Source organism: Leifsonia sp. 2TAF2, from assembly GCF_052115085.1.
Lineage (GTDB): Bacteria > Actinomycetota > Actinomycetes > Actinomycetales > Microbacteriaceae > Leifsonia.
Genome location: NZ_JBFRFY010000001.1, coordinates 598,351 through 623,887 on the forward strand (window position 1 = coordinate 598,351; position 25,537 = coordinate 623,887).

24 protein-coding genes are annotated in these 25,537 nt (G+C 67.9%); 16 read left to right on the forward strand and 8 right to left on the reverse strand.

From position 1 onward, the window contains the following. Positions 1-11 precede the first annotated feature (11 nt). The 5 genes from AB4Z18_RS02825 to AB4Z18_RS02845 all read right to left on the reverse strand — a co-directional run bounded on the left by AB4Z18_RS02825 (position 12) and on the right by AB4Z18_RS02845 (position 4,691). Complete coding sequence (locus tag AB4Z18_RS02825) at positions 12-1,007, reverse strand: LacI family DNA-binding transcriptional regulator (protein ID WP_441781187.1); 996 nt, start codon at positions 1,005-1,007, stop codon at positions 12-14. A gap of 122 nt (positions 1,008-1,129) precedes the next feature. After that, on the reverse strand, positions 1,130-2,110 hold the full coding sequence (locus AB4Z18_RS02830) for an NAD-dependent epimerase/dehydratase family protein (RefSeq protein WP_441781188.1): 981 nt from the start codon (positions 2,108-2,110) through the stop codon (positions 1,130-1,132). A gap of 48 nt (positions 2,111-2,158) precedes the next feature. Continuing rightward, a complete protein-coding gene (locus AB4Z18_RS02835; RefSeq protein ID WP_441781189.1) occupies positions 2,159-2,896 on the reverse strand; it encodes an SDR family NAD(P)-dependent oxidoreductase in 738 nt (245 codons plus the stop codon). Positions 2,897-2,937: 41 nt separating this feature from the next. Beyond that, the gene (locus AB4Z18_RS02840; protein ID WP_441781190.1) at positions 2,938-3,660 is read right to left on the reverse strand and encodes an SDR family oxidoreductase; all 723 of its coding nucleotides are present in this window, start codon (positions 3,658-3,660) and stop codon (positions 2,938-2,940) included. Then, positions 3,657-4,691 (reverse strand): LacI family DNA-binding transcriptional regulator, encoded by a 1,035-nt coding sequence (locus tag AB4Z18_RS02845; RefSeq protein ID WP_441781191.1) that lies wholly within the window; start codon positions 4,689-4,691, stop codon positions 3,657-3,659. The genes AB4Z18_RS02840 and AB4Z18_RS02845 overlap by 4 nt, the downstream gene beginning before the upstream one ends. Positions 4,692-4,789: 98 nt before the next feature. On the opposite strand from AB4Z18_RS02845, the gene AB4Z18_RS02850 reads away from it, so the two are divergent. The 11 genes from AB4Z18_RS02850 to AB4Z18_RS02900 all read left to right on the forward strand — a co-directional run bounded on the left by AB4Z18_RS02850 (position 4,790) and on the right by AB4Z18_RS02900 (position 18,831). Continuing rightward, positions 4,790-5,623, forward strand: coding sequence for a sugar phosphate isomerase/epimerase family protein (locus AB4Z18_RS02850; protein WP_441781192.1), 834 nt, complete (start codon positions 4,790-4,792; stop codon positions 5,621-5,623). Continuing rightward, on the forward strand, positions 5,620-6,606 hold the full coding sequence (locus AB4Z18_RS02855) for a Gfo/Idh/MocA family protein (protein ID WP_441781193.1): 987 nt from the start codon (positions 5,620-5,622) through the stop codon (positions 6,604-6,606). Before AB4Z18_RS02850 ends, AB4Z18_RS02855 begins: the two co-directional genes overlap by 4 nt. 90 nt (positions 6,607-6,696) lie before the next feature. After that, the gene (locus AB4Z18_RS02860) at positions 6,697-7,968 is read left to right on the forward strand and encodes an ABC transporter substrate-binding protein (RefSeq protein ID WP_441781194.1); all 1,272 of its coding nucleotides are present in this window, start codon (positions 6,697-6,699) and stop codon (positions 7,966-7,968) included. Further along, a complete protein-coding gene (locus tag AB4Z18_RS02865; protein WP_441781195.1) occupies positions 7,965-8,924 on the forward strand; it encodes a carbohydrate ABC transporter permease in 960 nt (319 codons plus the stop codon). Before AB4Z18_RS02860 ends, AB4Z18_RS02865 begins: the two co-directional genes overlap by 4 nt. After that, positions 8,917-9,786, forward strand: a complete 870-nt coding sequence (locus tag AB4Z18_RS02870; RefSeq protein ID WP_441781196.1) for a carbohydrate ABC transporter permease — start codon at positions 8,917-8,919, stop codon at positions 9,784-9,786. Before AB4Z18_RS02865 ends, AB4Z18_RS02870 begins: the two co-directional genes overlap by 8 nt. Before the next feature lie 20 nt (positions 9,787-9,806). Beyond that, positions 9,807-11,357: an alpha-L-fucosidase gene (locus tag AB4Z18_RS02875; protein WP_441781197.1), complete on the forward strand. Its 1,551-nt coding sequence runs from the start codon at positions 9,807-9,809 to the stop codon at positions 11,355-11,357. Positions 11,358-11,377: 20 nt separating this feature from the next. Further along, positions 11,378-12,358, forward strand: a complete 981-nt coding sequence (locus tag AB4Z18_RS02880) for a zinc-binding dehydrogenase (protein ID WP_441782962.1) — start codon at positions 11,378-11,380, stop codon at positions 12,356-12,358. Positions 12,359-12,411: 53 nt separating this feature from the next. Then, a complete protein-coding gene (locus tag AB4Z18_RS02885) occupies positions 12,412-13,482 on the forward strand; it encodes an aldo/keto reductase family protein (RefSeq protein ID WP_441781198.1) in 1,071 nt (356 codons plus the stop codon). Beyond that, the gene (locus AB4Z18_RS02890; RefSeq protein ID WP_441781199.1) at positions 13,479-13,892 is read left to right on the forward strand and encodes an RbsD/FucU family protein; all 414 of its coding nucleotides are present in this window, start codon (positions 13,479-13,481) and stop codon (positions 13,890-13,892) included. The genes AB4Z18_RS02885 and AB4Z18_RS02890 overlap by 4 nt, the downstream gene beginning before the upstream one ends. A 53-nt stretch (positions 13,893-13,945) precedes the next feature. Then, positions 13,946-17,170, forward strand: a complete 3,225-nt coding sequence (locus tag AB4Z18_RS02895) for a glycoside hydrolase family 2 TIM barrel-domain containing protein (RefSeq protein ID WP_441781200.1) — start codon at positions 13,946-13,948, stop codon at positions 17,168-17,170. Positions 17,171-17,202: 32 nt separating this feature from the next. Continuing rightward, positions 17,203-18,831 (forward strand): GH39 family glycosyl hydrolase, encoded by a 1,629-nt coding sequence (locus AB4Z18_RS02900; RefSeq protein WP_441781201.1) that lies wholly within the window; start codon positions 17,203-17,205, stop codon positions 18,829-18,831. Between the two features lie 16 nt (positions 18,832-18,847). Here the strand turns inward: AB4Z18_RS02900 and AB4Z18_RS02905 are convergent, their stop codons facing one another. Further along, positions 18,848-19,420 (reverse strand): dihydrofolate reductase family protein, encoded by a 573-nt coding sequence (locus tag AB4Z18_RS02905; RefSeq protein WP_441781202.1) that lies wholly within the window; start codon positions 19,418-19,420, stop codon positions 18,848-18,850. Between the two features lie 148 nt (positions 19,421-19,568). Here AB4Z18_RS02905 and AB4Z18_RS02910 point away from each other — a divergent pair, with 148 nt between their 5' ends. Next, positions 19,569-20,012, forward strand: a complete 444-nt coding sequence (locus AB4Z18_RS02910; protein ID WP_441781203.1) for a DUF1905 domain-containing protein — start codon at positions 19,569-19,571, stop codon at positions 20,010-20,012. Positions 20,013-20,056: 44 nt separating this feature from the next. On the opposite strand, the gene AB4Z18_RS02915 is transcribed toward AB4Z18_RS02910, so the two are convergent. Continuing rightward, entirely contained in the window at positions 20,057-20,953 is an 897-nt protein-coding gene (locus tag AB4Z18_RS02915) for a PfkB family carbohydrate kinase (RefSeq protein ID WP_441781204.1), read from the reverse strand. Further along, on the reverse strand, positions 20,950-21,945 hold the full coding sequence (locus tag AB4Z18_RS02920) for a LacI family DNA-binding transcriptional regulator (protein WP_441781205.1): 996 nt from the start codon (positions 21,943-21,945) through the stop codon (positions 20,950-20,952). The genes AB4Z18_RS02915 and AB4Z18_RS02920 overlap by 4 nt, the downstream gene beginning before the upstream one ends. A 151-nt stretch (positions 21,946-22,096) precedes the next feature. On the opposite strand from AB4Z18_RS02920, the gene AB4Z18_RS02925 reads away from it, so the two are divergent. From AB4Z18_RS02925 to AB4Z18_RS02940, 4 genes are read left to right on the forward strand one after another with little or no spacing between them, the layout of a single operon-like run. After that, a complete protein-coding gene (locus AB4Z18_RS02925; protein ID WP_441781206.1) occupies positions 22,097-23,194 on the forward strand; it encodes a substrate-binding domain-containing protein in 1,098 nt (365 codons plus the stop codon). Between the two features lie 54 nt (positions 23,195-23,248). Continuing rightward, positions 23,249-24,328: an ABC transporter permease gene (locus AB4Z18_RS02930; protein WP_441781207.1), complete on the forward strand. Its 1,080-nt coding sequence runs from the start codon at positions 23,249-23,251 to the stop codon at positions 24,326-24,328. Positions 24,329-24,330: 2 nt separating this feature from the next. Further along, positions 24,331-25,125 (forward strand): ATP-binding cassette domain-containing protein, encoded by a 795-nt coding sequence (locus AB4Z18_RS02935; RefSeq protein WP_441782963.1) that lies wholly within the window; start codon positions 24,331-24,333, stop codon positions 25,123-25,125. Beyond that, positions 25,118-25,414 carry a putative quinol monooxygenase gene (locus AB4Z18_RS02940; protein ID WP_441781208.1) on the forward strand — a complete coding sequence of 99 codons (297 nt, stop codon included), beginning with the start codon at positions 25,118-25,120 and terminating at the stop codon, positions 25,412-25,414. The genes AB4Z18_RS02935 and AB4Z18_RS02940 overlap by 8 nt, the downstream gene beginning before the upstream one ends. Positions 25,415-25,537 lie beyond the last annotated feature (123 nt).

Genomic DNA, 25,537 nt, shown 5'->3' on the forward strand with positions numbered 1-25,537 from the left:
GCCGGGCCGCGTCACTCCTCCAGGCGCGTCACGGAGCCGCCCGGGATGAGGCGCGCTTCGAGGTACTCGATCGTCGGTGCGGGGCGCTCGCCCCGCGACTCGATGTGATCGGCGATCAGGCGGGCAGCATGCTTGGCGATCTTGCGGGTCGGCTGCACGATGACCGTCAGTTTGGGCACGAGCGCCTGGGCGAGCTCGCGGCTGTCGAACCCGACCACCGAGATGTCCCGGCCGATGCGCAGCCCGGAATCGTTCACGGCGGTCACGGCGCCGAGGGTGAGCTCGTAGTTCGCGGTGAAGAGCCCGGTGGGGCGCGGCCACAGGGCGAGCAGCTCCTGAGCGGCACGGTAGCCCGCCTCGACCGTCAGGGGCACGAGACGCTCCAGCGACGGGTCCACCGGGACTCCGTCAGAAGCCAGCGCTCGCTCGAACCCCTCGGTGCGCAGGCGCATCGAGGAGATCACCGGTTCACCGCCGACGAATCCGATGCGGCGGTGACCGTGATCGAGCAGGTGCCTGGCGCCGAGTGCTCCCGCCGCCGCATTGTCGATGAAGACGCCGTCGGCCTGGACATCGTCGATGTACCAGTCGACCATCACAACCGGCACGCGCTCGGCCGCGGCGCGCAGCGCGGGCACGTCGTGCGGCGGGGTGACCGCGACGATTCCGTCCACCATACGATCCATCAGCAGGTTCACGGGATCGTCGTTCGGATCCGGACTGGCGGCCACGATGACGCTGAAGCCACGCGGACGGAGGGCTTCCTCGACCCCGGCGATGATCGTGAGGTGGAAGTCGTTGTCGAGTGCCGGCAGCAGCACCCCGACCGTCCGTGACCGTCGCGAACGCAACGTCCGAGCGTGCTGATTCGGCCGGAAGTCGAGGTCGCGCGCCGCCGCCTCGATGGCTTCGCGGTTGGCTTCCAGAACGTTTCGCCCGTTGTAGTACTTGGAGATCGTGGCGAGCGAGAGTCCTGTGGCCCGCTGGATGTCCTTGTATGTTGTCACAGCCCCGTCTTCCCTGGTGTTGCCGCCCACACCCCTCACGTTGCCGATGCCTGGGAGTCGCGTCCGCTCAGCATAATCCCGCGCCAGCGCGGTGCGAATCGTTTCGACCGAGCGAGTCCCTCTCAACCGACGTGGACGGGCGGAACGCCGTCGCCCAGACGGCCGGCTTGGCGGAGCCACTCCACCGACTCCGCCACGGCGGCGAGCGACGAGTGCGCAGGCGCGTAGTCCAGCAGTCGGCGCCCCTTCTCGATGCTCATCGAATGACTGCGGGCGATGTGCTGGAAAGCTGCGTCGCGGTGCTCCTCGGGAAGGGATGCGCTGAATTCCTCGAACGGCACGAAGCGCAGGTTCGCCTCCTGCCCGAACCATCTCGCCGCCTCCTCCGCGAATCCGCGCAGCGTCAGCGCGCGCTCGGAGACGGCGTGGAACGACTCCCCGTTCGCCTCGTCCGGGTGTTCGAGGCAGAGCCGGATGAGCTGCGCGACGTCGTCGGCGTGCACGTGATGCACGGTCTCGAGCCCGAATCCCGGCAGCAGGAGCTCGCGCCCGCTCGCCAGCGTCCGCCACACGTCGAGGTCGGTGGTGCCCTGCGGGGTGACGATGCTCCAGCCGGGTCCGGAGATGTGACCCGGGTGCACGATCGCCACCGGGAGGCCGTCCTCGCGTCGGGACTCGGCCAGCAGCAGACGTTCGATCGCCTCCTTCTGGATGCCGTACTCGCCCCAGGGCCGTTTGACGGCGTCCTCGGGAGCCGGCACCTCCGTGAGGGTGCCGTGCGTCCAGATCGTGCCGATGTGCACCAGTTGGCGCGTCCGTCCGCGGAGGGCATCGGCGAGCTGCCGTGCGGACTCCGGGGTGAAGCAGATCAGGTCGACCACCGCGTCTGCTCCGAGCCCGGCGACGCGGGAGCCGAAGGTGCCCGCCGCATCCTCCGCATCGCGGTCGGCGATCACGCGTTCAACGCTCTGCCAGGCCGGGTCGTCGCGATACGGGGCCGAGGTGCCGCGTGTGATCGCGACCACGTCGTGCCCGTCCGCCACGAGGCGTGGCACGAGATAGCTGCCGACGTGCCCTGTTGCTCCGATGACGACGATGCGCATGTCTGCTCTCTCTTCCTGTGGTCGTCGACCGTACGGTGACCGCTTCGCTCAGTGGAAGGCCGCGGCGCCGTTGACCGCGACGACGGTTCCCGAGGCGAAGCCTCCTGCCTCCGAGGCAAGGTACACCGTCGCCGCGGCGACGTCGGCGGGTGTCCCGGCACGACGGAGGGGAGTGGCGGCGATGGTCGCGCGCTGGTCGGCCTCAGGGGTGAAACGCTCGTGGAACGGTGTCTCGAGGATGAGCCCGGGGGCGACGGCGGAAACGGCGATTCCGCGTGGTCCGAGCTCTTTCGCCAGAGCGCGGGTGAGGCCCTCGACGCCGGCCTTGGCCGCGGCGTACGCGCCCGCTCCCTGTCCACCGCCGTTGTGGGCCGCAAGCGACGAGATGTTCACGATGCGGCCGCCCTCGGCCATCAGGGGGAGGGCCGCGCGCACGACGTAGAAGACGCTGGAGAGGTTGAGTTCGATGACGTGCTGCCAATGCGCGTCGTCCGCCGCGTCGATCGGACGGCGGGCTACGAGGCCACCGGCATTGTTGACCAGCACGTCGATCCTGCCCCCGAGCGCCTCGCCGATCCGCGCGACGGTCGCCGTCACGGCAGCGCTGTCGGTGACATCCATCCGCTCGGCGATCACCCGGTCGGCCAGGTGCTCGGGTACCGGCGAGACGTTCGTCGTGATCGCCACGCGGTCGCCCGCGCTCAGGAACGCCTCGGCGATCCCGAGCCCGATGCCGGTCGCGCCTCCGGTGATCAGGACGGTTCGTGCGGGGGAGGGTGCGGTCATGGAGATCTCCGTCTCGGTCGGAACAGGGGAAGCGGCTTCGCTCAACGTGCGGTCGGCCACATGACGACCTCGCTGACGGTCGCGCGAGCGGGTAAGCGGATGACGGCGAGACACATGTCGGCGACGTCTTCGGGGCGCAGTGCTCCCGCCAGCTCCTCGGGCGTGGGCGCCGTCGGGCGGTGGCGGACGAAGCCCGTGTCGATGAGGCCGGGCGAGATCGTCGTGACCCGCACGCCGTCACCGCCGGCCTCGAGCGCGGTGGCGCGCGCGAGCGCGGCCAGACCCGCTTTGCTGGCCTGGTAGGCGGCCCCCGACATGTCAGGCGCGAGAGCGGCGACCGAGGAGATGTGGATGAGCAGTCCGCCACCGTCGGCGCGGAAGCCGAGAAGCGCCGCGCGGGTGAGGAAGAAGGCCGCAGTCAGGTTGGTGTCCAGGACCGAGCGCCAGCCGGCTTCGTCGAGCTCGTCGAGGCGACGTGCTTTGAGGTTGACGCCGACGGCGTTCACGACGACGTCGATGCCGCCCGCGTCGCGTCGGAGGGCCGCGACGGCGCTGTCGACCTCCGCCGCCGAGGTCGCATCCGCGACCGCGGCGTGCGCGGTCCCGCCGACCTCGGCCACCTCCGCTCGCACGGCATCGAGGCTGTCCCGATCGCGTCCGAGCAGCAGGACGGTCGCGCCTTCCGACGCCGCAGCCAGGGCGACAGCGCGGCCGACCCCGCCGGCCGCGCCCGCGATGAGCACTCGGGTTCCGGATGCGGTCATCCGATCCTCCGTTCGGTCGAGGCCCGCACTACAAGGGTCGGCGGGAACACGAGCGAGGGCCTCGGCTCGCCGTCGCCTGCCTCGTTCTCCGTAAGTCGGACGACCGCCTCGGCCATCTCGCGCAGCGGCTGCTGAACCGTGGTCAGCGCGGGCGAGATGAGGCTCCCGACCGGGATGTCGTCGAACCCGACGACGGCGATGTCGGCGATATCGCGGCCCGCATCCCGAATGGCAGCCGATGCACTGAGAGCGAACATGTCGTTGACGGCGACCAAGGCGGTGGGCTGGTCCTCGAGCGCCAGCAGGGCATGCACCGCCGTGCGGGCGAGGGGGCCGCTGTCCGCATCGCCGAATTCGGACGAGCGCGGGACGAGTGCGTCGTCGAGCGGGATGCCGTTCTCGCCGAGCGCCCGGCAGTAGCCGGCGAAGCGTCGCTGCCGGCTGATCGTGCGCATCGCCCCGGACACGAACGCGATGCGCCGGTGGCCTCGCTCGATGAGATGTTGCGTGGCCATCCACGCGCCCGCTTCGTTGTCGATGCTGACGTTCAGCAATTCCGGCGGGTCCGTGTCCTGGTGCTCGCGGTCGAACGCAATGATCTGCACACCCGCGTCCATGGCCGGGCGCAGGTGCTCGAGCGACGGCAGCGAGGTGGAGAGGACGATGTGCTCGATGCCGTCGGCCCAGAGCTGCTCGACGTAGGCGCGCTCGCGCTCAGGATCGCGCTCGCTGTTGCAGAGATAGATCTGACGGCCGTGCGCATGGAACGCCGCCTCGAGGTGGGCCGCCCACGATCCCCAGAACGGGTTGGCCACGGACGGGACGATGAGCCCCAGCGTGGGGTTCGGGGCACCGCGCAGCTGCTGGGCCACCCGGCTCGGCCGGTAGGAGAGCGACTCCATGGCCTCGAGCACGCGCCGGCGGGTCTCCGGCTGCATGAGGTGTCCGCGCGCGTTGAGCAGGTTCGAAACGGTGGAGGGCGAGACTCCGGCGGCCCGAGCCACATCCCTGATGGTCGCGATCGCTCTCACCTCTCCTCTGGTTGACGTGTTTCGGGCTACTGTATCGTTGCACAAGCCACTGTATCGTTGCACTAATTTTTCCCGACGCCCTGAACGAGGAGTCCGCCATGCCACACGTAGATGCCGCGACAACGTGGAGTGTCTTCACCAAACCGTGGCGCGAGCCGCAGGTCGGCGCCCTAGGGGCCCTGGTGGCAGGCATGGGGTTCGACGCCGTCGAACTCCCGGTGCGGCCCGGCTACCAGGTGACGCCGGATGAGGTGTCGACTGCCCTGCCGGCGGCCGTACGTGAACTCGCGCGAGCCGGCATCGCGGTCACCAGCATCGCCTCGGGGACGGACGAGGCCACGTTCGCGGCCTGCGCGGACGCAGGAGTGCCGTTGATCCGGATCATGGTGCCCATCGGGTCAGGGGGCTACGCCGCGACCGGCGCGGAGATACGCCGAACGCTCGCCGGCCTCTCCGACCGGGCCGAGCGCCACGGAGTCCGAGTCGCTGTCCAGCCGCACTACGACGACTACATCGCCGACTCCTCGGAGCTCTTCGCGCTCCTCCAGGACGTCGATCCCCGATTCGTCGCGGCGATCTGGGACGCAGCGCACGACGGCCTCGCGCGCAAGCGGCCCGAGCACGGCCTGGAACTTCTGTGGCCGTGGCTCGGGATGGTCAACTTGAAGAGCGCGTACTACGAGCGGGTCGACGATCCGGCGTCCTCACAGGGGGATCCGGTCTGGGAGCCGGTCTTCACCGACGCTCGCAGCGGTATGGCGGAATGGGATCGCGCGATCCGCTACCTCGTCGAACGTGAGTTCGCCGGTCCGATCTGCCTCACGGCGGAATATACCGACGAGAGCGACCTCGTAGCGAAGGTGACTCGAGATCTCGAATACGCGCGCAGCCTGCGAGCCGCGGCTCAGGGCGTCGCGGGAGTGGTCCGATGAGTGCCGCGGAGCACGGGCCGGTGCGGGTCGCCGTCATCGGCGCCGGGCAGATGGCGAACCTCGTCCACTATCCGTCGTTGTCCTCGCTGCCGGAGGTGGAGATCGTCGGCATCTGCGACCTCTCGCCGGAGCGCCTCCGGGCGACCGGCGAGCGATGGGGGGTCATGGCGTTGTTCAGCGACTGGGCAGCGATGCTCGACGAGACGCGACCGGACGCCGTCTATGTCATCGGGCCGCCGGAGCTCATGTTCGGCATCTGGTGCGCGTGCCTCGAGCGCGGCCTCGACCTCTTCGTCGAGAAGCCGCTCGGCCTCACGGTCCATCAGGCGCGCACGCTCGCTCGCCTCGCCGACGAGAACGGCTGCGTGACCCAGGTCGGCTTCCAGCGGCGGTCGTCCCCACTGCTGGAGCGCATGGTCGGACGGGTACGCGAGCGCGGCCAGGTCGTCCATGCGGTCTGCCGGTTCTACAAGAACGATCCGACTCCCATGGTGTCGGCGCGCGACCGGATGATGGACGACGGCGTCCACGTGATCGACACCCTCAGGCACCTCTGCGGCGGCGAGGTCATCGCCGTGTCGGATGTGACGCGCCGGGTGATCGTCGACGACATCACCTTCATCACGGCGACGCTCGCGTTCGACACCGGCGCCGTCGGGGTCATGATCACGAACTGGACCAGCGGCCGGAGGACGTTCGGGGTGGAAGTCCACGGGCCGGGGATCATGGCGGAAGGCGACCTCGAGATCGGCGGCACCGTCTGGGACGCCGATGGGCGGGAGGAGCTGGGTGCCGCCGAAGTGGCGGGTTCGCCGGACCTCTACGTGCTCGGAGGCTTCCGCGCCAAGAGTGCCGAATTCATCGAGGCGGTGCGTACGCGTCGTCTTCCGTCGTCCCACTTCGGGGATGCGCTGAAAACGATGACCGTCGCCGAGACCATCCTCGCGCACGATCTTCTGAAGGAGACCGCACGAAACGTTTAGTGTCCACCGAAAACTCTTGACTTCGCATGCCCGTCCTCCTAGCCTGCCCTAAGGTCGTAACGTTTCGCCCTAGTACTCAAGGAGGAGTTCATGAAGTCACGGTGGAAAAACACGAGGGGCCCGGGACGCGTCGGCGTCTCCGTCGTGGTCGCGGGAGTGCTCGCCCTCGGCCTCGCTGCCTGTTCCGGAGGCGGGGGTGGAACGTCGGGCCTCGACGGCAGCACACTCAAGATGTACACGTGGATCGGCGGTAAGGCCGACAAGCAGCAGTGGAGCGACTACATCGCGGGAGGCAAGCACGCCGACCCGAAGATGGCGGTGAGCTTCTCCGGCCCGCCGATCGGCGACTACTACACGAAGCTCCCCACCGTGATGAAGAGCAGCAGCGCGCCCTGCCTGGTCACGTTCCAGAACGGCCGCGTGGGCCAATACGTGCAGGGGCTGGAGCCGCTGGACGACCTGGCGAAGAAGAACAAGCTCGACCTGTCGGCATACAGCTCGGCGATGCTCGAGCAGCTCAGCGTCGATGGCAAGCTCTATTCCATCCCGTTCAACGCCGGGCCCACGGTCGTCCTCTACAACAAGAAGATGTTCAAGGACGCGGGTGTGGCTGAACCCACCAACAACTGGACCACCGACGAATTCATCGCGGCAGCGAAGGCGACCACGAGAAACGGCGTGTACGGCTTCGCGATCCCCCAGGCGTCGAATCCCATCAGCACCCTCATGGCGGCCGACGGCCACCCGTGGGCGGACAAGAACGGTCCGAAGCTCGACGACCCGAACTTCCGCGACGCGCTGCAGCTGCTCGTCGACCTGTCGAACAAGTACAAGGTCGCGAAGCCGCTCGAGGCGGCCGCGGGTGGCACTTTCCCCGACATCGACGCGTTCAACACCGGCCAGTCGGCCATGGAGATGCAGGGTCTGTGGGATCTGCAGCACGCGCAGCAGAGTCTCGGCAAGGACAATGTCGGCATCGCCGTCATTCCGAGCAAGAGCGGCACCTCGAAGGGGTTCATCGGCGGATCGGGCTTCGGCATCACGAAGACCTGCGGCGACAAGCAGAAAGCATTCAAGGCCATCGAGGCGATGACGAGCAAGAGCGGACTCGAGTTCGTCACCAAATCCCAGGCCTCCGTGCCCGCGCGGCTCGACGCGCTGAACGCCTGGTCCAAGAACGTCGGATCGCCGGAGTTCACCTCGGTCATCAAGCAGATGACCGGTGACGCGACGCCCTCGCCCGTGCCGTCGAACCAGGCGCAGCTCGACACGCTCCTGACGCAGTACGAGGTGGACGCGTTCTCGGGTAAGAGCACCGTGGCCGAGGTGCTGCAGCAGGTGAAGGCCGGCCTCGGGCAATGACCTTCGTGCGTCTGGACCGTGCGGAGGAAGAGGTCTCCGCCGGGTCGGTCGCCCCACCGGAGCGCCCGAGGGGCCGGCTTCGTCGCCGGCTCCTCGGGGGCCCCCGCTGGGTGGGGTGGGCCTTCGTGCTCCCCGGGCTCATCGGGCTGGCGCTGTTCATCGTCATCCCGCAGATCGCCTCGCTGATCCTGGGGTTCTCCGACTCGACACTGCTCGGCGGCATCCAGTTCACGGGCACGGAGAACTACGCCCGGCTGCTGCGCGACCCGCAGTTCCTCAACAGCGTCATGGTGACGGCGATCTTCGTGCTCGTCTACGTGCCGGCGAACATCGCGATCTCGATGGCGATGGCGCTCTGGCTGAAGACGCGCATCGCGGGTCGCAACTGGCTCCGGGTGATCTTCCTGATCCCGGCCCTGTCACCGATGGTGGCGAACGCCGCGGTCTTCCGTCTGCTGTTCCAGAAGGACGGCGCCGTCAATCAGGCGCTTGCGGGGATCGGACTCGGCCCGATCCCGTGGCTGAGCGACGGGAACTGGGCGCTGGCCGTCGTGATCGGCGTCTCGCTCTGGCAGTCGTTCGGGTACAACATGATCGTGCTCGGCGCAGGTATCGACTCGATCAGCCCCGATGTCATCGCGGCGTCGCGGATCGACGGGGCCGGCCGGTTCCGCCGCTTCTTCTCGATCACGCTGCCGCTGGTCAGCCCCGCGCTGTTCTTCACCACGGTGCTGACCGTCATCGGCGCCTGGCAGACCTTCGCACAGGCCTACGTGATCACGGGCGGGGGGCCGGGCAACAGCACGATGACAATCATGCTGTACCTCTATCAGACCGCCTTCACGAACAACCAGCTCGGCTATGCGTCGGCCATCGCCACCGTGCTGTTCGTGATCATCGCGATCTTCACGCTGTTCCAACTCTGGGGGCAGAGGAAGTGGGTCCACTATGACTGAGCACCAGCTACCGGCCTCGGGTTCCCGCTGGCGTCGCCGGGGACGGACCATCGGTTCCGCTGCCAACACCACCGCGGCGTGGCTGTTCGCGCTCGTGTTCTCGTTCCCGCTGATCTGGACCTTCTTCACCGCGCTGAAACCGGCGAACGAGGTGTTCGCCGCGCAGATCACCTTCATCGGCTCGAAGGTCCTCTGGTCCAACTTCGTGGATGCGTGGACCGAGGTCGACTTCGGGCGCCTGCTCCTGAACAGCCTGGTCGTGGCCGCCATCTCGACGGTGCTCACCCTGGTCGTCGCGACCCTCACGGCGTTCGCGTTCGCGAGGCTGCGGTTCCCCGGCCGGAGCGCCGTCTTCCTGTTGTTCGTCATCACGCTGACCCTGCCGAGCGAGGTCGCCGTCGTGCCCCTGTTCCTCGGTTTCGACCAGGCGGGCCTTGCCGACACCTGGTTCGCGCTCATCATCCCCGGCCTCTTCGGGGCTTTCGGGGCGTTCCTGCTCCGGCAGTTCATGCTCCAGATCCCGGCGGAGCTGGAGGAGGCCGCCCGGCTCGACGGAGCGTCCACCTGGCGCATCCTGATCAGTGTCATCGTCCCGCTGGTGCGGCCGGCCCTGTCGGTGCTGGCGATCTTCGCCTTCCTGGGCAGCTGGAACAGCTTCCTGTGGCCGCTGATCATCCTCAACAGCTCGGAGAAGTGGACGATCCCCATCGGGATCGCCGGGTTCACGACACAGACCGGAACGCAGTGGCAGCTGCTGATGGCGGCGTGCGTGATGACGATCGCCCCCGTGGTGATCGTGGTCGCCTTCGCCCAGAGACAACTGGTGGCCGCGATCGGCGCGGGCGCCTTCGGCGGCCGTTGAGCCCCGACGGACGGAGACCTGTGAAACTCGAACCGCTTGACCCCACGACCCTGCCGGCGCCGGCCGACGTGTCGGACAACCGTCCGGCGCTCGCAATGGTGGACGCCGTCATCGAAGCCGGGCCGTACGAAGCCACCTGGGAGTCGCTGTCCCGCTACCGTGCTCCGCAGTGGTACCGCGACGCCAAGTTCGGCATCTTCCTGCACTGGGGAGCCTTCTCGGTGCCGGCGTTCGGCAATGAGTGGTACCCGCGCACGATGTACCGGCGCGGCACGCCCGCGTTCGACCATCACGTGGCGACCTACGGGCCGCACGACCGCTTCGGCTATAAGGACTTCCTTCCGCACTTCCGGATGGAGCGCTACGACCCCGAGGAGTGGGTCGCGCTGTTCAAGCGGGCCGGCGCCCAGTTCGTGGTGCCGGTCGCCGAGCACCACGACGGCTACGCGATGTACGACACGGCGCGCTCGCGCTGGAAGGTGACTCAGGTGGGACCGGAGCGCGACGTGATGGGGGACCTTTTCTCGGCGGTCGACCAGGCCTGGCTGATCACGGGCGCGTCCACCCACCGGGCGGAGCACTGGTTCTTCATGAACGGGGGTGCGGAGTTCGACTCCGACGTCCGCGATCCCGCCTACGCCGACCTGTACGGCCCGGCGCTGCGCAAGGAGATGAACCCCACCGAGCGGTTCCTGGAGGACTGGCTGCTGCGTACGGTCGAGATCATCGACTCCTACCGGCCGCAGATCCTCTACTTCGACACCGGGATCGAGGAGCCGTCGTTCGAGCCCTACATCCGCCGACTGGCCGCCTACTACTACAACCGGGCGGCGGAGTGGGGCCGAGAGGTCGTCATCAACTACAAGTGGGACTCGTTCGCGCCCGGTTCTGCAGTGCTGGACATCGAGCGCGGCACGATGGGCGGCATCCGGCCCGATGTCTGGCAGAACGACACGTCGGTGTCGCGGACGTCGTGGAGCTGGGTGGAGGGACACGACTACAAGGACGCCTCCGAGCTCATCCAGGAGCTCGTCGACGTGGTCGCGAAGAACGGGAACCTGCTGCTCAACATCGGGCCCCGCCCGGACGGGACGATCCCCGAGGAGGAGGCCGCGCTGCTCGAGGCCGTCGGCGACTGGCTGGCCGTGCACGGCGAAGCGATCTACGGCTCCAGCCCCTGGGTCGTGTTCGGCGAGGGGCCGACGGCCCCAGCCGCCGGCTCGTTCACCGACGCCGCCGCAGCCGTCTACACCGCAGAGGACATCCGCTTCACCAGGATGACCGAGGTCGGCCACGACTACGTCTACGGGATCGGACTCGTCCGTCCGGACGACGGCCGCATGCGGATCCGCAGCTTCGGCTCGGACAGCCGGTTCGTCGACCGGCCGATCGTCGACGTGCGGGTGCTGGGTTCGCGGGAGCAGCCGGAGTGGACCCGCACGGGCGAGCACCTGGAGGTCGTACTTCCCGACTCCGAGCTATCGGGCCCCGGCGGCGCCGTGGTGCGGATCGAGTTGGCTCCGGAGGCTGCCGAGTCGCGCATCGACTTCTTCCACGGCCTGAACATCTAACGACGATGCGAGCCTTCGTGATGGACGGACCCGGCCGCGGCTCGGTCGTCGAGGTGCCCGATCCGCGGATCGGCGACTACGACGCCGAAGTCGAGGTGCTCTGGTGCGGGGTGTGTTCGAGCACGGACAAGATGTTGCGCGCCGGCACCTTCCGCGGCGGCGTCTCGTACCCCAGCATCCTGGGCCACGAGTCGGTGGGCCGCGTGACGGCGGTCGGTTCCGGCGTGCGCACGATCGCCGTCGGCGACCTCGTGACGCGGCCCGCTGCCTACAGCGCCGAGTCGGCGCCGCTCGCGATGCACTGGGGCGGGTTCGCCGAGCGCGGCGTGGTCCACGACATCCGGTCGGAGGCCGAGGACCGGGAGCTGACACCGGGCACGGCGCCCTGGGTGCGGCTGGAGCCCGGCTCCGACCCGCTGTCCGCGGCCCTCGCGATCAGCCTGAGCGAAACCTTCAGCGTCGCCTGCCGGGAGGACCTGCTGGGCGCGACGGTCGTCGTGGTCGGCACCGGCGTCGCGGGGCTCTCCCTCGTGCGGTACGCGTCGCTCCTGGGCGCCGCCCGGGTCATCGCCGTGGGACGCCGGGCCGAACGGCTCGAACAGGCCGCAGATGCCGGAGCGACGGAGACACTGCTCGCCGACGATGCCGCCGGTGAGCTCAGGCGGCGACGGGACGCCGACATCGTGTTCGAAGCCTCCGGCCAGGCATCGATGGTCGACGTCGAGTACGGCTGGCTCCGCCCGGGCGGCCGGCTCGTCGTGTACAGCGCCCCCGCGGCCACCGCCGAGCTGGACCTGATGGCGGCACCGCGCGACGTGCGTCTGAGCGTCGCTTCGACCCAGGAGACCGCCGTACTGCCCGGCATCCTGCGGCTCGTGCAGTCCGGCTATCTCGACGTCGATTCGTTCGTAACGCTGCGTGTCGACCTTCCCGACATCGGCGTCGCTTTCGACGCCATCGATCGTGGCGAGGTCGTCAAGGCGATGGTGCGACTCACCTGAAGCGTCGCCCGCCGATGCACACCCCAGAACCTATGGAAACGGAGAACACACACATGATCACGATCGACAGCGTGCCGACTCGCCGACTCGCGAGCGGGGCAGTGATGCCCGCGATAGGGGTGGGGACCTTCGGGTCCGACCACTACCGGGCGGAGGAGGTCGCCGCTGCGGTCGGTGGTGCGATTCGGGCCGGCTACCGCCTGATCGACTGCGCGTCGGTGTACGGCAACGAGGCGGAGGTCGGTGCCGTCCTTCAAGAGGCCATCGCCGGCGGTGTGCCCCGCGATGAGCTCTTCGTCATGTCGAAGGTGTGGAACGACGCGCACGAGCCGGACGCAGCGATCGCCTCGGTCCGTCGGTCGCTGAGCGACCTCCGACTGGACGTGCTCGACGCGGTGTTCGTGCACTGGCCGTTCCCGAACCACCATGCACCGTTCGCGGACGCGGCCGACCGCGACCCGGACGCGCGCCCGTACATCCACGAGGAGTACATGGCGCTCTGGCACGCGCTCGAGGGGCTCGTCGACGAGGGAGTCGTGCGGCACCTGGGGACCTCGAACGTGACCATCCCGAAGCTCACGGCGATCCTCGCCGACGCGCGGATCGCACCGGCGCTGAACGAGATGGAACTGCACCCGTGCTTCCAGCAGCCCGAGCTCTTCCGGTTCTGCCTCGATCACGGGATCCAGCCGGTGGGCTACTCGCCCCTGGGCTCGCCGTCGCGACCCGAACGCGACCGCATCGTCTCGGACGTCTCGGACATGGAGCATCCCGTCGTGGTGTCGATCGCCCGCGCGCACGGCGTGCATCCGGCTTTGATCTGCCTGAAGTGGGCGGTGCAGCGCGGGCAGGTCCCGATCCCGTTCTCGGTGAAGGAACCGCAGTTCGTCGCCAACCTGCGGGCCGTGACCGAGGACCCGCTGACCCCCGCCGAACTCGAGCAACTGCGATCGGCGGAACAGAACAACCGCCTCATCAAAGGCCAGGTCTTCCTGTGGCCCGGCGCCGACAGCTGGCTCGACCTGTGGGACGTCGACGGCACGATCCCCGGCTGGGACGGCTACGCCGCAGACCGCGCAACCGGCCGTGCAGCCGGCCGCGCAGAAGTGGACGTGACCGCATGATCACCGGCCCGCTCGTCCATCCACCGCTCCTGGAGGCGCTCGCCTCGTCGGGCCACGGCTCCGGGGTGCTGATCGCTGACGGGAACTATCCGTACCTGACCGCCACCGGACCGGGGGTGCGCCTGATCCATCTCAATCTGCGTCCCGGGCTGCTCGACGTCACGTCGGTGCTGGACGCGGTGCTCACCGTCGTCAACATCGAGTCGGCGACTGTCATGCAGACCCCGCCCGGGGTCCCGGCTCCGGCACAGGACGACTACGCGCGCAGGCTCGGCACGGATGTGCCCATGGAGAAGGTCGACCGGTTCGCGTTCTACGACCGGGTGCGCTCGCCCGACGTCGGCGTCGTCATCGCCACCGGCGACGAGCGCCTGTACGGCAACCTGCTGCTCACGGTCGGTCTGCGCTGACGCGGTCCGCCCGAGTAGCAACACCTGAACACGTGACCGGATTCGAGGAGAGAATGACAGCGACGCCCGAGTGGAACGACCCCGCGGTTTACGAGTGGGGGAGTGAACCCGCACATGCCACTCTGGTGACCTACGACACGCTCGCGGCTGCGCTCAGGGCTGACCGCTCCGCGTCGCCGTTCCGGGTCAGCCTCGACGGTGAGTGGAAGTTCCGGTGGTCACCGAACCCGGAATCGCAAGTCGCTGACTTTGCAGACACCGACATCGACGATTCGGGCTGGGATCTCATCCCGGTTCCGTCGAGCTGGCAACTGCACGGGTACGACTTCCCGATCGGGGTCAACACGGTCCTGCCGTGGACCGGGGCGAACGGGAGGAACGAACAGCCCGCTCCCACCGGCGACTACCCACACGCCCCGACGCGCTACAACCCGGTCGGGCAGTACCGGACGACCTTCGAGCTGCCTGACGGCTGGGCGGGCCGACGAACGTTCATCCAGTTCGAGGGTGGGGAATCCGCGTACTACGTCTGGATCAACGGCCAGCGCATCGGCTATCGCGAAGACAGCTACACCCGTGGCGAATTCGACCTGACCCCGTACGTGCAGAGCGGACGCAATGTGCTGGCCGTCGAGGTGTACCGGTGGTCCACAGGGTCCTACCTGGAGAACCAGGACAATGTGCGGCTCTCGGGCATCTTCCGCAGTGTGCTTCTGGTCTCGCGGCCGCCGGTCCTCATTCGGGATTTCACCGTCAGAACTCCGCTGGCTGACGACTTCTCGACGGCGACTCTCGAGCTGAGCGTCGCGGTGCGCGACGACGCCGGCGCGCGCACGGGGCAGGAGTTCCAGGTGCGGGCGACGCTCTTCGACGGAACGGATCCGGGGGCTGCCGAACTCTGGTCACGGTCCGCGTCGGTCGAACCGGTGGCTCCCGGCGAGGATGCATCCGCGGCGTTGACGGAGCCCGTCGTGTCGCCTCGGCTCTGGTCCGCTGAGCACCCAGAGCTGTACACGCTGGTCGTGGAGCTCTGCGACCCCGATGGGTCGGTCCTGGATCGCGTATCCACGCGCGTCGGTTTCCGCCGGGTCGAGATCGTCGACGGCGTGTACCGGATCAATGGGCAGCCGATCTCTCTGCGAGGCGTCAACCGCCACGAGTGGAATCCGCGTACCGGGCGCACCCTCAGCTCCGCTGACATGGCCGCCGACATCCGCCTGATGAAGCAGAACAACATCAACGCCGTCCGCACCTCCCACTATCCGAACGACCCGCGGTGGTACGAACTCGCCGACGAGTACGGACTGTACGTGTTCGACGAGGCGAACAACGAGACCCACATCAACCGCGTCGACGCTGAAGGGCGACCGAACATCCCGGGCGATCGACCAGAACTACGCGAGCCCCTGCTGTGGCGGATGCGGAACCTGGTCGACCGGGACAAGAACCACGCGTGCGTGATCGCCTGGTCGATCGGCAACGAGTCAGGAGTCGGCTCGAACATGAAGGCCATGTACAACTGGGCCAAGGGGTACGACCCGACCCGCCCGGTCAGCTACCAGGATTCGACCGGCTCCGGCTTGGCCGTAGTCCCCTCGGACATTTCCGACTTCGACGGTGACTTCTACCCGCCGGTGTCCGAGCTGATCGACCGCGCCGGCCGCGATCCGAGGCCCTACGTGCTCATCGAGTACGCATTCAGCCAGGGGAACGCCTCCGGCTTCTTGGCTGAATCCTGGGCGGCCATCCGCGAGAATCCGGGTCGGGTACAGGGTGGCTTCCTGTGGGACTGGGCCGACAAGGGCCTGTGGTGGGGAATCCCGGGACGGCCGGGTGAGGAGTTCCTCGCCTACGGCGGCGATTGGGGCGACGATCCCAACGAAGAGGGCGCACACATGAGTGGGCTGCTGCTCTCCGATCGAACGCCGACACCGAAGGTGGAGGAGGCCAAGCTGGCCTACCAACCGGTGAGCATCACCCTCTTGGACCCCGACAACTGGACCATAAGAATCACGAACGAGTACCTGTTCACCAGCCTGGGTGGGCACAGCCTGCACTGGGCGGTCACTGAGGACGGAAGAGCCATCGGAAGCGGGAGCATTCCTGGTTCGCAGCTTTCCATAGGGCCGCTGGGAAGCGCGGACGTCACACTTCCGAGCTCGCTGCCGGAGCAGCTGCGGGCCGGTTCCGAGTATCGGCTGGAGCTCTCGATCGTTCTCGACGCTCCCACGTCGTGGGCGGAGGCGGGCCACATCGTCGCCAGGGCACAGTTTGCGCTGCCCGTCGTTGCTCCCGCCCTCTCGCTCCTTCCGTCGGCCGAGCTGGCCTCGCCGCACGTCCGCCAGACCGAGGAGCTGATCGAGGTCGCAGGCGACGGCTTCGCGGTCAGCATCGACCGCTCCACCGGCCGGCTGACGTCATTGCGATATGACGACCGCGAACTGCTGGCAAGCGACCTGATGCCGAATTACTGGCGTGCGCCGAACGATCCGGAGCTGTCGATCCCTGAATTCAGGACGACCCTTCCGGAGCCGTCTCAGCCGTGGCGCGGCGTCGGCGAAGAGTGGGCCATCGACGAGATCGAGTCGTCGTCGGTTCCGGGTGGCGTTCGGGTGACGGTGCGCGGCACCGTCACCACGACGATGCCGTTCCGGCCCAGCAACCGCATCACGACGTCGCCGCAGTCGATCGTCTACACGATCTACGGCAACGGGCAGGTGGATGTGCTGTCGACATTCGAGCCGGTCCCCGATACCCCCAACCCGCAGGTAATCGGGACGACATTCGGCCTGCGGCCTGAGCTTGCAACCGTCGAATGGTATGGCCGCGGCCCGTGGGAGTCGACCGCTGACCGACGCGAATCGGCCTTCTTCGGTCGCTACTCCGGATCGGTCGCGGATCAGGTCACCCGCTACAGCCGACCGCAGGACAGCGCCAACAAAGCCGACACCCGCTGGGCCGCCCTCACCGATGAGGCTGGGAGGGGAGTCCTGCTTGTAGCTGGAGGGAGCATGTACCTGAACGTCCAGCCGAACAGCCCGGACGAGCTGGCCGGGCACCGTCACTGGCACGAGGTGCCGGAATCGTGGCGGACCGTCGTACGTGTGGACGCTGCGCAGGAAGGCCTCCAGGGCGGCAACTGGGACCTGCTGACGCGCCCGGACGAGTACAGCAACACGCCGGCCAAAGGGCCATACAGCGTCCTCTACCGTGTCCTTCCCCTTCGCGAAGGGCAGGATCCGGCAGCAGTGGCAACGCGAATCCACACTTTCGGTTGACCACCCGGCACCACCTATCTGGAGATCACCCCATGGCATCCGCCTCGCTCCCCGTCATCACCATCGACGACCGCGTCACCGAATCGACCGATCTCCCGCACATCTGGAGCCTCTGCGCCGGAGCGGGCCGCGCCAATGAAGCGCTTCGAGCCGACTGGCAGCAGCAGTTCCGTGAGGCGGTGGATCGCCTCGGGTTCCGTTACCTGCGCTTCCACGGCGTGTTCCACGACGACATGTTCGTGTACCGCGGCTCCTACGGCGGAGGCTTCGGGCCGGACGTGCCTCTCGACACCCCGGTGCACACCTTCTCCTACGTGGACAAGGTGTTCGACTTCCTGATCGACCTGGGGGTGCGGCCGTTCGTGGAGCTCGGCTTCATGCCGCGCGAGCTGGCCACCCAGACCGAGACCGTGTTCTGGTGGGGTGCGCACGCCAGCCCGCCGAACGACATGGATCGGTGGGTGGAGTTGGTGGTGCGTTCGGTCGAGCATTGGATCGAGCGCTACGGTCTGGCCGAGGTGCGGGAGTGGCGGTTCGAGGTCTGGAACGAGCCCAACCTGGTTCCGCACTTCTGGACCGGCACGAAGACCGAGTACTTCGAGCTGTACGGCCGAACCGTGCAGGCGATCAAGGCGATCGACCCGGAACTCAAGGTCGGCGGCCCGTCGACCAGCGTCTTCGTGCCGGACGACCGCTACGCGGGCGAGACCGAGGACCGCTCGGCTGAGCACGCCACGGCCGCGGCATCCGACCCGGATGCGCTCGACTGGCGACCGGTGTGGATCGAGGACTTCCTCGTCTGGTGCGCGGAGCGGGACCTGCCGGTCGATTTCATCTCGACGCACCTCTACCCCACCGACTTCGCCTTCGGAGCCAACGGCGAGGCCGTCAGCCTCACCCGGTACGCGGATGCGACGCCGGACGACTTGACGGTACTGCGGCGGCTGATCGGCGAGAGCGCCTATCCGGAGGCGGAGGTGCACATCACCGAGTGGTCGAGCTCGCCGTCGAGCCGCGACCATATCCACGACACCGTATTCGCCGCCACCTACATCACGCGGGCGTATCTCCGTTCCGCAGACCTAGCCGACTCCATCTCCTACTGGACCTTCACCGACATCTTCGAGGAGGGCGGCGCCGGGCTCGGACCGTTCCACGGCGGATTCGGCCTGGTGAACGAGCAGGGCATCCACAAGCCGACCTTCCACGCCTTCGCGATGCTGAACCGGCTGGGCGACCGGCTGATCGCCTCCACCGCGCGGGGCGTCGTCTCGCAGCACAGCGCGACGGGAAAGCTCGCCGCTCTCTTCTACAACTACCCCGACGATATGAACAACCGTTCTGTCGGCTCGCGCAACACCTATGAGGCGACGCGCGACTTGGCCGGCATGGGGCCCGAACAGCGCCTGCGGCACACTATCGGCGGGCTGGAGCCGGGCGCGGCCTTCGCGGTCGAGATCCTCACGCCCGGATACGGCGACGCAGCCGAGGCGTGGAGCGCCATCGGTCAGCCCCTCAACCTCTCGCGTCGCCAGGCCGCCTACCTGCGCGAGCAGGGCGACGCCCTCCAGCGCCACACCCTGGTCGTCTCGGAGAGCGGCACCCTCGAGATCGACCTCGTCCTCGCCCCCTGGGCAGTGGCGTCGGTCTTCGCGCTCTGAACGCCGCAGTGAGTGCTCACCTCAGGTTCGGTGGCGGACCGTCGCCCACGTGCGTAGGCACGCCCTCGAACAGCTGCAGCCGACCGTCGAAGCTTCGGAGCGACGTCGTCTGGAAGAGGACATCGGGCCAGCCGTCGTAGATCCGGTCACTTCCGGTGGTGCCGTTGACGACGGGGAACACCACCACCCGATGCCGGTCCACCAGGCCGGCGTTGAGCAGCGACCGGCACAAGCTCGGGCTGCCGAGCGTTCGAAGTGGAGTGTCACCCTCCTTCAGCTGTCGCACGAACTCCACCGCGTCGCCGTCGACCAGGGTCGTATTCGGCCAGTCCAGTGGTTCGCGGAGGCTGCGGGAGAACACCACCTTCTCCCGGCTGGTGAGCGGTGAAACGTCCTCCTCGCCCGTCGCTGCGAAGCCGGTGAACAGCCGGTACGTGCGAGCACCCATGAGCAGGGTGAACGGCTGTGTGCTGTCTTCGCGCAAGAACTCGTAATACTCCGGGCCGCCCATGCCCCACAGTCCTGGCCACCCTTCGGCCGACCCGTACCCGTCCAGCGACGTGATGTAGTCGATCATCAACTCGGCCATGCGCTGCCTCCATCCTCGTGCCACGAAGGTTAGTGGCCGTCTCCCGGCGCGAATAGGGCCCGGCTCACTCGATGCCGTTGGCCGACAGCAGCTTCCCGCGGAGTGTGCCAGGCTGAGGGAGACGCTCTGCGCCGAGCAAAGGACACTCATGCCATCGTTTCGTGCCACCATCCGTCAGGCGGGCAAGACGGCTACCGGCATTCCGGTTCCGGACGCGGTCGTTGAGGAGTTGGGCTCCGGGAAGAAGCCGGCCGTTGTCGTGCGGATCGGGTCGTACGAGTATCGGTCGACGGTGGCCAGCATGGGTGGGGAGTTTCTCATCCCGCTCAGCGCCGAGCACCGAGCCGCTTCGGGGGTCGCCGGGGGCGACGAGGTCGATGTGACGCTGACCCTCGACGACGCGCCGCGGGAGGTGCCCCTGCCGCCCGAGGTCCGGGAGGCGCTGGATGCGTCTCCGGCGCTCGCCGCCGCCTACGCCGCCCTCTCGTACAGCAGGCAGCGGGCGCTGATCGAGCCTATCGATCAGGCGAAGACGGCCGAGACGCGGGATCGCCGTGTGGAGAAGGCGCTCGCGGTTCTCGCCGACGGATGAGCGGGCGGCGGCCGATGATCGACGCAGCCGACGCAGCTCCAGAGCTACGCCGCGTGCTCGCCCGGCAGTCGCAGCAGCGCCCCGGGTATGCGGCACGTCGCGGCGGCGATGGACATGGCCTCGTCGAGCACGCGGGTCGTCTCTTCGGCCGTTTCGGGCATACCGACGCGGGCGAGCGTCGCGGTGATCGAGGCGAGGGTGGCGTCTCCGGCGCCCATGGTGTCCACGATGGGGGCGGTCATCGGGTGGACGGGCCGGTGAACGGTGACGCCGGACGCCAGCAGAAGAGTTGCCCAGGCCGCGCCCTCGGTGGCCAGCACCGCGGACGGGCCCAGCCCGAGCAGTCGGCGCGCCACGATGGCGAGGGGCTCCGCGTACAGGAGTCCTGCATCTTCGTCGCCGATCTTCACGAGAAGGCTTCGCCGGGCGAGGTCCTCGAAGCCGGTTCGGAACGCATCCACGTCAGAGATCAGGTGCTCACGCGGGTTGGGGTCCAGTACGAGCCGTGACGGTGAAGCGCGGACCGCCCCGGACAGGAGCTCCGCTTGTCCGGCATCGTCGAACGGGAACGAGCTCACGACGATGAGGGCGGAGTCGTCGAGCGTCGCCCGCTGGGTGTTGTCGAAAGCGATTCGCCGTGCACGCGCTGCGTCGTTGAAGACGTAACGCGGTTCGCCCGCGCTCCGATCGGAGACCGCGCGCGCTGACAACGGCGCCTTCGTCGCTATGAGGCGGACACCGAACGATGCCAGGTACGCACGAATGTCGTCGCCGGCCCGATCATCGCCCACCATGGCGAGCAGTGAAGCGGGGAGTCCGAGCCGAGCGAGCCCGACCGCGACGTTGAGGCCCGCACCACCCACGTGTTCCTCGACGGCGGTGGGCGAGCGGAGTTCGTCGATCAGCGCATCGCCGATGACCGAGATCGTCGGCGTGGTCACGATGGCCGGATCTCGCCGGAACCGCGGCGGATCAGAGTGGTGGGCACGACGAAGGTCTGGGATTCCAATTCGGCGCCGTCGAGCCGGGCGAAGATGCGTTCGGCAGCACGGTGCCCGATCTGGGCTGCATCCTGGGCCACGACCGTGAGGCCCGGCTCCAGGAGGTCGGCCAGTTCGACGTCATCGAAGCCCACCAGCGCGACCCTGCGGTGGGCCCCGAGGCGCCGGAGGGCGCGGAGAGCGCCCATCGTTATCAGGTTCTGCGCGCTGAAGATGGCGGTCGGAGGGGTGGATGCGGTGAAAAGCGATGCGACCGCGGCCTCCGCCTGAGCCTCGTCGGTCACGGCCTCGACGATCGTGACTTCTCCTGTGGCGATGCCGGCCCGGCCGAGCTCCTCCATGAAGCCGCGTTTGCGTTCGCGGGCGGTCTGGATCTCGGGCCGGTCACCGAGATAGGCGATGTGCCGGTGGCCGTACCCGATGAGATGGCGCGTTGCTTCGGCCGCGCCGTCGGCGTTGCTGGACACGACGGCGTCGGCCTCCAGCCCGGTCGGTTCGCGGTCGATGAACACCAGCGGCGTGCCGTGCCTCTGTTCCGCCAGGAGATAGGCCTGGCTGGGTTTGATGGTCGTGAGGATCAGGCCGTCGACCCGGCGCTTCAGGAACGCGTCGACCGCCTTCTCCTCCTGGTTGGGGTCATCGTCGAGGCTGGAGGCGAAGACCGCGACTCCGCGCTGCGCAGCTCTGTCCTCGACGGCGCGATGCAGCGCGCCGGAGAACGGGTTCGAGACGCTTCCGACCAGAAGCCCGATCGTGCCGGTGCGTCGGTCTGTGCGGCGGAGATTGCCCGCGTGCAGGTCGGGCTGGAAATTCAGGTCGGCGACGGCTCTCTGGACCCGTTCGATCGTCGCCGCGGACACGTGCGGCTCACCGTTGATGACGCGGCTGACCGTCTTGACGCCTACGCCGGCCAGAGTGGCGACATCGCGCATCGTCGACCGTCTGGGGGAACCTGACACCGATGTCACGTTTTTGTCTCCAATTGAGTGATGTTGCTTGACTATAGCCTCCTCCATGCTCTAAACCTAACCATGACACCGTTGTCAATTGACGGCGGATCCACGCACCTAGAGGAGTTCACCGTTGAATCTCACAGCACCTCACTCCGCCGGCAAGCGCATTCTCGCCGCTACGGCGATCGCCTCGATAGCCGCCCTCGGTCTCGCGGGCTGCTCCGGCTCCGGCTCCGGCTCCGGTTCTGACAAAGTGGGCGTCTCCCTCATCGTGAAGACGACCACCAACCCGTACTTCGTCTCCATGGAAGACGCCGCCAAGGCCGACGCCAAGAAGGCGGGCGTCAACCTCACCCTCGCCGCAGGCAAGCAGGACGGTGACGTCTCCACTCAGGTGCAGGCCATCGAATCCGCCATCGGCCGCGGCGACAAAGGCATCCTCATCACCCCCAACGGGCCTGGCGTTCAGAACGCCATCGACAAGGCCCGTAAGGCAGGCCTTTTCGTCATCGCGCTCGACACCGTTCCGACGCCGCCGTCCTCGGTCGACATCACCTTCGCCACCGACAACTTCGCCGCAGGCGAAGCGATCGGCAAGTGGGCCGCCGGGCAGCTGAACGGCAAGTCCGCCGACATCGCCATGCTCGACCTGTTCAACACCCAGGTCGTCTCCGTCGACCTCAACCGCGACCAGGGCTTCCTCAAGGGGATGGGGATCACCGTCCCCGACACCAAGAAGAACGGCAGCGAGGCCAAAAGCGGCAACTACACGGGCGGCAAGGGCGGCTCGTACACGATCGCCGGCCACCAGCCGACGAACGGTGATGCAGCCGACGGCCGAACGGCCATGGAGACGATCCTCGCCAAGGACCCCAACGTCAACGTGGTCTACACGATCAACGAGCCGGCGGCGTACGGCGCCTACCAGGCGCTCCAGGCGGCCGGTAAGACCAAGGACGTCATCCTGGTCTCGATCGACGGCGGATGCACCGGCGTCAGCCAGGTGAAGTCGGGCATCATCGGCGCGACCAGCCAGCAGTACCCGTCCAAGATGGCGTCGCTCGGCATGGAGGCCATCGTCAAGCTCGCGAAGACCGGGGAGAAGCCGAAGACCTCATCCGGCCTCGACTTCTACAACACCGGCTCGCGGCTGGTGACCAACACGCCCGTGGCGAATCTGACCAGCATCACGCCCGACGACGCCAGCAAGATCTGCTGGGGCAAGTAGCCACTCCGCCCGGGCCGGGCATCCGGCCCGGGGAACACAGACCAGGAGACCATCGTGAGTCAACCAACCGCCAATAGACCTGCGCCGCAGACCAAGCCTGCGTCGCAGACGAGCCCGCCCACCTCCGAGCTCGACCTCGCACAGGAGTTCCTCCACCGGACGACCCCGCTGACGCGCCTCCGGGGCCTGCTGCACCGGTACCCGGCGCTGAGCCCGGCGATCGTGCTCGTGCTTTCCATCATCGTTTTCGGAGCGATCAACCCGCGGTTCCTCAACCCCGGCAACCTGTCGCTGATCACGCAGCAGGTCGCGGTGGTCGGCACGATCGGCATCGCCCAGACGCTGATCATCCTGACCTCCGGAATCGACCTCTCGGTCGGCGCGGCAACCACTCTCGCCGGGCTGGTCATCGCCCAGACGGCGTCGTCCAATCACGTCCCGGCTGTACTCGCCCTGCTGCTGGGCCTGGTCGTCGGCATCGCGACCGGACTGCTGAACGGGCTCCTCGTGACGCGGCTGAAGCTGCCTCCGTTCATCGTGACCCTCGGTACGCTGAGCATCTTCACCGCCATCCTGCTCCTCTACTCGAACAGCGCATCCGTGCAGGGTCAGAACCTGCCGCCCCTGATCACCTCGCTCGGCAACACGTTCAACATCGGCGGGGTCCAGATCACCTACGGTGTCGTGGTGATGGTCGTGCTGTACGCGATCGTGGCGACCATCCTCGGCCGCACAGCCTGGGGACGTCACGTCTACGCAGTCGGCGACGACGCCGAGTCGGCGCGCCTCGCAGGCATCCGGGTCAATCGCGTGCTGCTCAGCGTGTACCTCGCGGCGGGCGCCATCCTGGCCGTCGGTGCATGGGTGCTGATCGGCCGCGTCGACGGAATCGGCCCCAACGACGGCATCTCGACCAACCTCGAATCGATCACCGCTGTGGTGATCGGTGGAACCAGCCTCTTCGGCGGTCGCGGCACCGTCTGGGGAACCCTTCTCGGAGCCCTCATCGTCGGGGTGTTCGAGGAAGGCCTCGCGGTCGCCGGACTCGATGTGCTCTATCAGGTGCTCGCAGTGGGCATCCTCGTCATCGTCGCCGTCGCGGTCGACCAGTGGATCAGGAAGGCACGAAAGTGACTATCGCAACGGACAACCCGTCATCGGCCCCCACGGAGACCCGCACCCCAGTGCTGCAGGCCCGCCGCCTCGTCAAGACCTTCGGGAGAGTCGTCGGCCTCGACGGCGTCAGCCTGGAGCTCTATCCCGGCGAGGTTCTCGCGGTCATCGGAGACAACGGGGCCGGCAAGTCCACCCTCATCAAGTGCCTCACCGGCGCCGAGATCCCCGACGAGGGCGAGATCTTCCTCGACGGGCAGCCCATCCACTTCCGCCGTCCGCAGGACGCCCGCGGAGCCGGCATCGAGACGGTCTACCAGAACCTCGCCGTGTCTCCTGCTCTGGATGTCGCATCCAACCTGTTCCTCGGCCGCGAACTGCGGCGGAAGGGCATTCTCGGTTCCGTGTTCCGGATCATGGACACCAAGAAGATGCGCAAGCAGGCGAAGGACGAGCTCACCACTCTGGGGATCACGACGCTGCAGGATGTCACCGTCCCGGTCGAGAACCTGTCCGGTGGTCAGCGGCAGGCTGTCGCGGTCGCCCGTGCCGCGGCGTTCGGATCCAAGGTCGTCGTCCTGGACGAGCCGACCGCCGCGCTGGGTGTCCGCGAGTCCCAACAGGTCCTGGAGCTCGTGAAGAACCTCCGTGACCGGGGCATCCCGGTGATCCTCATCAGTCACAACATGCCCCAGGTGTTCGAGGTGGCCGACCGGATTCACATCCAGCGACTCGGCAAGCGCGCGGCGACCATCACACCGCAGTCCCACTCGATGACGGATGCCGTCGCGATCATGACCGGGGCCAAGGTTGGGTGAGGCCAAGGCCCTGTACGCCCAGTTCACGGCGCGGCCCGGCCACGAGGATGAGGTGAAGCGCCTCGTGGCCGGTCTCGCCGAGGAGGTCCGGCGCGAGCCGGGTAACGTGACGTTCGCCGCCCACCGGCTGGTCGATGACCCCGCCGCCTTCTTCGTGTACGAAGAGTATGTGGACGCCGACGCTTTCTCCGCACACGTGAGCGCCCAGCACGGCATCGCATTCAACGCTGAGCTCGCGGAGCATATCGTCGAGGAGGGCTCGCGGCTGACCTGGCTCGACCGCGTCTGACTGTCGCGGCGAAGGACTGACGCCGGCGGCGAAGGAGGGGACAGGTCATGCCTTTCTTCCGCCGGCGTCCGCGACGCGTGCCGATGCGTCCGTTCGACGAGGCGGGTCTCGGAGACGCGGAGC

Excerpts from the sequence above, each read along its gene's own strand:
- AB4Z18_RS02830 (WP_441781188.1), bottom strand. The coding sequence starts at position 2,110 with ATGCGCATCGTCGTCATCGGAGCAACAGGGCACGTCGGCAGCTATCTC.
- AB4Z18_RS02835 (WP_441781189.1), bottom strand. The coding sequence starts at position 2,896 with ATGACCGCACCCTCCCCCGCACGAACCGTCCTGATCACCGGAGGCGCG.
- AB4Z18_RS02840 (WP_441781190.1), bottom strand. The coding sequence starts at position 3,660 with ATGACCGCATCCGGAACCCGAGTGCTCATCGCGGGCGCGGCCGGCGGG.
- AB4Z18_RS02850 (WP_441781192.1), top strand. The coding sequence starts at position 4,790 with ATGCCACACGTAGATGCCGCGACAACGTGGAGTGTCTTCACCAAACCG.
- AB4Z18_RS02855 (WP_441781193.1), top strand. The coding sequence starts at position 5,620 with ATGAGTGCCGCGGAGCACGGGCCGGTGCGGGTCGCCGTCATCGGCGCC.
- AB4Z18_RS02860 (WP_441781194.1), top strand. The coding sequence starts at position 6,697 with ATGAAGTCACGGTGGAAAAACACGAGGGGCCCGGGACGCGTCGGCGTC.
- AB4Z18_RS02865 (WP_441781195.1), top strand. The coding sequence starts at position 7,965 with ATGACCTTCGTGCGTCTGGACCGTGCGGAGGAAGAGGTCTCCGCCGGG.
- AB4Z18_RS02870 (WP_441781196.1), top strand. The coding sequence starts at position 8,917 with ATGACTGAGCACCAGCTACCGGCCTCGGGTTCCCGCTGGCGTCGCCGG.
- AB4Z18_RS02880 (WP_441782962.1), top strand. The coding sequence starts at position 11,378 with ATGGACGGACCCGGCCGCGGCTCGGTCGTCGAGGTGCCCGATCCGCGG.
- AB4Z18_RS02885 (WP_441781198.1), top strand. The coding sequence starts at position 12,412 with ATGATCACGATCGACAGCGTGCCGACTCGCCGACTCGCGAGCGGGGCA.
- AB4Z18_RS02890 (WP_441781199.1), top strand. The coding sequence starts at position 13,479 with ATGATCACCGGCCCGCTCGTCCATCCACCGCTCCTGGAGGCGCTCGCC.
- AB4Z18_RS02895 (WP_441781200.1), top strand. The coding sequence starts at position 13,946 with ATGACAGCGACGCCCGAGTGGAACGACCCCGCGGTTTACGAGTGGGGG.
- AB4Z18_RS02900 (WP_441781201.1), top strand. The coding sequence starts at position 17,203 with ATGGCATCCGCCTCGCTCCCCGTCATCACCATCGACGACCGCGTCACC.
- AB4Z18_RS02905 (WP_441781202.1), bottom strand. The coding sequence starts at position 19,420 with ATGGCCGAGTTGATGATCGACTACATCACGTCGCTGGACGGGTACGGG.
- AB4Z18_RS02910 (WP_441781203.1), top strand. The coding sequence starts at position 19,569 with ATGCCATCGTTTCGTGCCACCATCCGTCAGGCGGGCAAGACGGCTACC.
- AB4Z18_RS02920 (WP_441781205.1), bottom strand. The coding sequence starts at position 21,945 with ATGCGCGATGTCGCCACTCTGGCCGGCGTAGGCGTCAAGACGGTCAGC.